The 7,110-nt window shown below is 34.4% G+C and carries 8 protein-coding genes; 3 read left to right on the top strand and 5 right to left on the bottom strand.

Features of this window, described 5'->3' with window-relative positions:
- Window positions 1-8 precede the first annotated feature (8 nt).
- The gene (locus PMI13_RS10945) at window positions 9-611 is read left to right on the top strand and encodes a MarC family protein (protein WP_007843607.1); all 603 of its coding nucleotides are present in this window, start codon (window positions 9-11) and stop codon (window positions 609-611) included.
- Between the two features lie 4 nt (window positions 612-615).
- Window positions 616-810, top strand: a complete 195-nt coding sequence (locus tag PMI13_RS10950; RefSeq protein ID WP_007843609.1) for a hypothetical protein — start codon at window positions 616-618, stop codon at window positions 808-810.
- 677 nt (window positions 811-1,487) lie between these two features.
- Here PMI13_RS10950 and PMI13_RS10955 read toward each other — a convergent pair.
- The 5 genes from PMI13_RS10955 to PMI13_RS10975 all read right to left on the bottom strand — a co-directional run bounded on the left by PMI13_RS10955 (window position 1,488) and on the right by PMI13_RS10975 (window position 6,098).
- Complete coding sequence (locus PMI13_RS10955) at window positions 1,488-2,456, bottom strand: chorismate-binding protein (RefSeq protein ID WP_007843613.1); 969 nt, start codon at window positions 2,454-2,456, stop codon at window positions 1,488-1,490.
- A 183-nt stretch (window positions 2,457-2,639) separates the two neighbouring features.
- Window positions 2,640-3,068, bottom strand: a complete 429-nt coding sequence (locus tag PMI13_RS10960) for a PaaI family thioesterase (protein ID WP_007843614.1) — start codon at window positions 3,066-3,068, stop codon at window positions 2,640-2,642.
- Window positions 3,069-3,107: 39 nt separating this feature from the next.
- Complete coding sequence (locus PMI13_RS10965; protein WP_007843616.1) at window positions 3,108-3,722, bottom strand: 1-acyl-sn-glycerol-3-phosphate acyltransferase; 615 nt, start codon at window positions 3,720-3,722, stop codon at window positions 3,108-3,110.
- A 311-nt stretch (window positions 3,723-4,033) separates the two neighbouring features.
- Window positions 4,034-5,758, bottom strand: coding sequence for a PspC domain-containing protein (locus tag PMI13_RS10970; RefSeq protein WP_007843619.1), 1,725 nt, complete (start codon window positions 5,756-5,758; stop codon window positions 4,034-4,036).
- Window positions 5,759-5,768: 10 nt separating this feature from the next.
- Window positions 5,769-6,098: a PadR family transcriptional regulator gene (locus PMI13_RS10975; protein WP_007843620.1), complete on the bottom strand. Its 330-nt coding sequence runs from the start codon at window positions 6,096-6,098 to the stop codon at window positions 5,769-5,771.
- 255 nt (window positions 6,099-6,353) lie between these two features.
- Between PMI13_RS10975 and PMI13_RS10980 the strand changes: the two genes are divergently transcribed.
- Entirely contained in the window at window positions 6,354-6,944 is a 591-nt protein-coding gene (locus PMI13_RS10980) for an HD domain-containing protein (protein WP_007843621.1), read from the top strand.
- Window positions 6,945-7,110: the final 166 nt, after the last annotated feature.

Consider the following 7,110-nt stretch of genomic DNA (forward strand, 5'->3'; position numbering starts at 1 on the left):
TACAAAAAATGGAAATTTTTGATCATTTTTCTTTTAAGGAAATACTTACCAGTTTCATGGTTCTTTTTGCTGTTATTGATATTATCGGTTCGGTTCCCATTGTGGTAAGTTTACAGCAGAAATTCGGTCAGGTAGAAGCCGGGAGAGCATCCATTACGGCAGGATTAATCATGATCGTTTTCTTATTTGTAGGAAACAAGATTCTGAAATTCATCGGAGTAGATGTCAATTCCTTTGCCATTGCCGGGGCATTCGTTATTTTTATCATTGCACTGGAAATGATTTTGGGAATTGAAATTAATAAGACAACGGAAGCCAAATCAGCCTCTATTGTTCCTATCGCTTTTCCTTTAGTGGCTGGAGCGGGAACTTTAACCACTACATTATCCCTCAGAGCTGAATTTCACGATATTAATATCATTTGTGGGATTATTCTCAATACAATTTTCGTATATTTGGTGCTGAAATCAGCTAAATGGCTGGAAAAGAAAATGGGCGAAGCCACGCTGGCTATTTTGCAGAAAGTCTTCGGGATCATCCTTTTAGCAATTTCTATTAAATTATTTACCGCAAACTTTGCCCAATTGGTGCAGAATTATATTAATTTTTAAGATCATGCAGAAGTTTTATAAAGTATTTTTAGTACTATTCATCGTATTTATCGCCGTTAATCTTTATGCATTAGACTGGCAGTCGGAAATTTTATCTGAAGATAACCTGAAGTTTGTATTCTCAATTGCTTCGGCTGTTATCGGATTAATTTTACTTTTTGTATTGGATACATGGAGTAAAATTGGAGTAAAGAAATAACTATTCATTATTATAAAAATTAAAATCCCACTGTATTTTTCAGTGGGATTTTAATTTTTTGTAACCAATTTTGAGTTTGTCTAAATCAATAAAAAGCTTCTAAATTTCGTTATTAACAATATTAAAAATAAGCCTTAAAATTGTAGTGGAATATTTCACGGCAATCCCCAGAAATATAAAAACGAATAAAAATATTACAATCTTTCTTATAGTAGCTTCGCTAATTCTTTTTAACATCTGCCGTAATTTTAATAATTAATAATCAGTTTTCCGGCATTTCTACTTTTGAATTCAAGGGAAGTAGCTCCCATAACTATTAAATTTTTAAATTCCATATTCGTGTTTTTTAATTAATACTATTTTATTGGGCCATAACGATAACATTCTTCAGCCATAAAGAAATAATCATCATCGGTTTTGTGACTTAAATCATTTGAAAAGAATGAAAGGTTTTGCGGCAGTATGGATTAACAAATTTCTTGCCATAAATGGAGATTAATTTTTTATTTATTTGTGTTTTGCAGGACGATGAGAAAATATAGAATTGCAAAGGTTTGTATTTTGTTGTGAATTGGAGTTATATAATTAATTGAAAATTAATTATATAATTTAAATATTGAGTGTTGCAGAGTTAATATTTGAATCCTGATATAATGTAATAAAATAGTTAAAAATGGTTAACCAAGAACCAGGTTTTTCAAAACAGCCTGAGACTTCAGTTCCGTTTCAATCCATTCTTTTTCAGGATTACTTTGAGCTGTAATTCCGCCACCCACGAATAAGTGAACTGAATTCCGGTAGAGTTTTGCACAACGCAGATTAACGAAATAATATATAGTATCCTCTGTTTCGATTTTTATATAGCCGGCATACAATTCGCGGGGGAATTTTTCAAACTTCTGGATATTTTCTTTGCAGAAGTCTTTTGGGATTCCACAAACAGCCGGAGTGGGATGTAATTCCTGAATGATTTTATCCACTTCTTCAGGCTTTATTTCTGCTTTGAAATCTGTTCGCAGATGTTTGATATTTCCTGAAATATGATCATAAGTATCAGATTCCTCAATATGCACGGCATAATTTTTCAGAATATTTTTGATATATCCGGAAACGGGTTTCTGTTCTTCAATTTCTTTTTCAGACCAGCTTTCAGAGACAGGCAGAGTTCCCGCCAGGCTCATCGTTTCAAATTGATGGGTAATTTTATTAAACTTTCCCAGGACTTCGGAAAAAGCTCCCATCCAGGCATTTTCATCATCAATAAACATGTATCTGAAGGCGTTCGGATAAGAAGTGCACAGGTTTTTAAAACCTTGCTTTAAGTCAATGTTGGAAAAATCAGTGAAGATTTTCCTTCTCGAAAGCACCAGCTTTGGAAGCTCATTTTCTTTAATCACTTCAATAACTTTTTCCAGTTTCTGAAGGTATTCGGTCTTGGTTTCAGCAGTAAAATGATCTTTATTATCAGGCAATGACTCGTTTGTTATAGATGCTTTTTCAAACTCTTCCGGACTCAATTCAACAATATTCCCCGGGAAATTGAGCTGTTGGGCATTATCAAAAGAATAAAAACAAACGGAATCTGTATTTAAATGATGATCTGTTGTGTACAGGTTTTCATCAAAAGGAAGTTTGAAATAAATCATGGGTTTGTGGCTTTTAGAAAATCTGCTTTGAAATACTATAAGATAATCCGAGGTTTAATTTTCTTTCTGCAAAGGTATTATTAGTCTTAAATATGTCAAAATCAAATGAGCTGTTTTTTGTGATTTAATAGGCAATAAAAAAAGGCTCAAAAAATTGAGCCTTTATATTTTTAATAATTCTGATTATCTGTTGATAATATTATTGGTCATGGTTGTATGATTGATCAGCTGTCCTTTTTCATCCCGGATTTCTATTTCAGAAACGTGCATGGTTTTTCCTTTTCTGATGAAGCGGGCAGTTGCGGTAACGATTCCGTCTTTTTTACTTTTTAAATGGTTTGAGTTAATATTCGTTCCTACACCATAATATTTGGTTCCATCGATGAAAATATTAGACAGGCTTGAACCTAATGTTTCGGCTAAGACACAACTTGCTCCACCATGCAGAATTCCGAAAGGCTGATGTACTCTGGGCAGAACAGGCATGGTTGCTGTAAGGGTTTCATTTTCAATATCTACATCGATGAATTTTATCTCCAGTGTTTTGGCCAGAGTTACGTCTCCCCAATTATTAATAAATTCTAACAGCTCTTCTTTAGTTTGACCTTTCATATTTTAAATAATAAATTATAATTGATGAAGAATAATTGATCAGGAATTTTGCTGATTCCTGGCCTCTTGCTCATTAACCGGTCCCATAATATTTGGGTTCCAGTTGGCCGGAACTTTTGGGACGATATCATTTTTAATGTAATAATTTTGAATTTCTTCCATTATTTCAGAAAAGGGCACGGAAACGATTCTTTCATAGGGAATGGTATAGCCCAGATAAACGATTTTTCTTTTAAAATCTCCGGCTGCCAGAACAATCGGAACTTTTGCGGCCAAAGCCATATGATAAAATCCTTTTCTCCATTTCGGAACCCAGCTTCTGGTGCCTTCAGGGGTAATCACCAAACTGAAATCTTCTTTAGCAAACTGGCCGGCAACAAAATTCACCAGGTCATTTTTCTGGCTCCTGTCTATCCCGATTCCGCCGAGTCCTTTTACAGCAGCCCCATACCAGGCTTTGGTATGAGCATCTTTAATAATAACCTTTAACGGTTTTTCCAAAGACCAATAGGCAAAATTTCCCAGAATATATTCCATATTGTGAGTGTGCGGAGCTACTACAAGAATACATCTGTTCAGATTGTTTACATCGCCTTGCAGAACGACTTTCCAACCCATCAGTTTTAGCATCAGTTTGCCGATTAGTTTTTTCATATACAGCTTATTAAAACAAAAAAAAGTATAACCAAACAGGTTATACTTTACAAATATATTGAAATATTATCGCTCTTAAAACAAACCGCTGATTAAATCTACGATTTTCATTACAATCTCTAATGCTATTTGTACCATGGTTGAGGTGTTTTTAATTGATTTGGTTGTATTTAATTACTCTACGAAGGTATGATAAATTTTTAATATAAAAAACTAAATATTATTGTTTTTTTAATCAATTTGAGAGAAGAAGAGTGTGAATTTCAAACTGTTGTTTTCCATTCACACCTTCTGCCACTCTCTGCAGTTTATTATTTAGTTTTTATGGAAATTTCATTTTTACCGTCGTTCACTTTGATATCTACATCACCATTCATTTTTTTGATTTTTGATGTTGTTGAATCAATAATTTTATCAGCTTGCTTTGCCGGAACTTTTTTCCCGTTGATGATAATACTGTCTTTATCATTGGAACTGTATTCGAAGGTAGACCCGTTTACGGAAATTTTATTTTTTTCAATTCTTATTGTCCCGTTTTCGTTGTCTTCATCCTGATCCTGGTCATCATCATTAGTTCCGTCAGCGTTTAAGTCTCCGTCGAAATCAATTCCGTCTTTTTTTACAGGAATTACCACTGTATTTTGAGGAACTACAAGCTCATAATCAATGCTGTAATCTCTGAAACGGTGCTCATAAGGATATTTGATATAATTAGGAAGAATAATCTTATTATTAATTACATCTACCGGAACATTTACATTAAGCGGAATATTGTATCCTTTTGCTTCTTTTTTAATGATCAGATAAGGTGTTTTTATATCAGATTTTCTTGTTACATCAACATGGATCCAGTCTTTCTCAAAAACAGATACCTTGTCTGAATAAAGATCATCTTCATAACCTGTGAAGTTCTGAGGGATAACGATTTGTTTCAGGTCAACATAAAGACTGTCTGATGCTGTGTTGATAGAAACTTCTTCTGTATCTTCCTTATGACCTTTTAAGAACATATCTTTTTTCGCCATGCTCACTCCGAAATAAGTGGATACTGCAATCAATCCAAGAACCAATGCTCCCAAAACCCAACCTGTATTCCTTAATTTTGTTTTTGGTGAAATCAGTTTGATACTTAATAAGGCGAACAACATGGCAGGAATCAGACTTCCCAGAATAATCATTGCCATGATGATGTATTTCATCCCTTCATTATCGAAATAAAAGTTCATTTGGCTGATGGGTGGGAAGTCATTATTTCCCATGAATCCGAAGATTACAAATACACCGATCAGACAAGAGAAAGCCATTAATCCGAAGATTCCACCTAAGATATATCTTACTACATTCCAGATTCCGCTCCCGGCATTGTTGATGTAAGGTTTGCTTTCGTTATACATTTCTCCGACCCTCTGTGTAGATTCGTTGGCAAACTGAACCAGCTTGTTGGATTCGTTTTTCAGATTATCGAAGTTCATAGGCTTTCCCTTCATTTTCAAAAAATCTGCTGCGGTTTCTGCTTTTGGAAGTACAATCCAAAGAATGATGTAAAGCAATGCAATTAATGAAGAAGAAATTGCTGCTGTAAATATTCCAAGGATGAAAATTCCCAGCCAGATTGCTCTCATGGCAGTAATATCCATTCCTACGTAGTGAGCAAGCCCTGCACAAACACCGGCTATTTTTTGTCTTTCAGGGTCACGGAACAACTGTTTTTTATCGGTGTATTCAGTTCCTGAAGTAAAGGTTTTTTTAGAATTTTTCTCAGAATAGTAAGCTTCTTCCTGTTCTTCAATTTTTTCAGGGCTTCCGATCTGAGCAATTACTCTTTCTACATCAGAGTCATTTACTACTTCACGTTTTCCTAAAGAATCCCTGAAAATTTCAACCATTCTTATTTCTATGTCATGCATTACCTCATCTGCTTCTGAAGCATCTAAAGAGCTTCTCAGTGCATTAAGATAATCGCTAAGCTTTATATATGCGTGTTCTTCTATGGTAAAAGAAAAACCTGCGAGTCCTATTGAGAGTGTCTTGTTCATAGCTTTGTTTTTAATTTTGTTGAGTGATTTGATTTACAGAATCTGTTAGTTCTTTCCAGGTATTTAGAAGTTCGTCCAAAAATAACTTGCCCTTTTCTGTTATTTGGTAATATTTTCTGGGTGGTCCTCCTGTGGATTCTTCCCATCTGTAAGAAAGGAACTCGCCGTTTTTTAATCTTGTTAAAAGAGGGTAGAGTGTGCCTTCCACAACATCCAGTTTTCCTTTTTTCAGTTCATCTATAAGGTCGGAAACATACATTTCGCGATGATTGATGAGACTTAAAATACAGAATTCCAGAATTCCTTTTCGCATTTGCGCTTTGGTATTTTCAGTATTCATCTCAATTAAGTTTTTAATTAGTTATTTTTTTAGAATGGTGCTCCTAGCTAGATGAGCGTATTCTAATTTTACATTACAAAGATATGTAAATAAAATGGTATTATGCAATACAAAGTAGTAAAATTTTTATATGAAATATTTAACATGTTGATAATCAGGTTTATAATTTTTAGTTGAATTCTGATGAATATAAAATTAATTTAAAATAAAAGGCAAAAAATTTAAAATCTGAGTCACTATTCCTATTTTTGTAAGATGAAAATTCAAAAGGAAATCGATTTTATTTTAGCAGTTGATGCTTTAAAAAATGTACAGAGAAGAAATTATAATGCAGATGATTCAAGAAGAGAAAATACTGCAGAACATTCCTGGCAGATTGTTATTCTGGCTCAGATTCTTTATCCTTATGCCAAAAACAGGGCAGATATTGATTTATTAAGAGTGATAAGAATGCTTTCTATTCATGATCTTGTGGAAATAGAAGCAGGCGACACTTTCCTGTTTGATGAAAAGGCCATGATCGGCAAGTTTGAAAGGGAAAAAATTTCAGCTCAGAATATTTTCGGGATATTGGATGAGCCTTTAAGTACTGAGTTTTTTAACCTCTGGCTGGAGTTTGAGGAAGAAAAAACGCCGGATGCTATTTTTGCCTGTGCTATAGACCGTATCATGCCCTTTATTCTAAATTCCCATACTTCAGGAAAAAGCTGGACCGAGGCCGGAGTTACGGAAAAACAGATCCGGAATATGCTTGAAAATGCGATCACAAGAGCTTCGGATGAAATGGGTGAAGCGTTTCAACTGTTGTTAGACCGAAGTCTGGAAACGGAGAAGGTCTTAAGATAATGATCTGTAATAATGATTTAATTATCGCAAAGATAGATTAACGTTTTTGCAATTGTTGATCTGTAAAGTCAGACAAAGGCACTTTGCTTATCAAAGTAATACTATTGAGGTTGTATTGTGAGGACTGAAAGGAGAATAGGTTTCGGGGCGGCCGAAGGCCGCCCCG

Source organism: Chryseobacterium populi (assembly GCF_000282115.1).
In the GTDB taxonomy this organism is placed as follows: Bacteria; Bacteroidota; Bacteroidia; order Flavobacteriales; family Weeksellaceae; genus Chryseobacterium; species Chryseobacterium populi.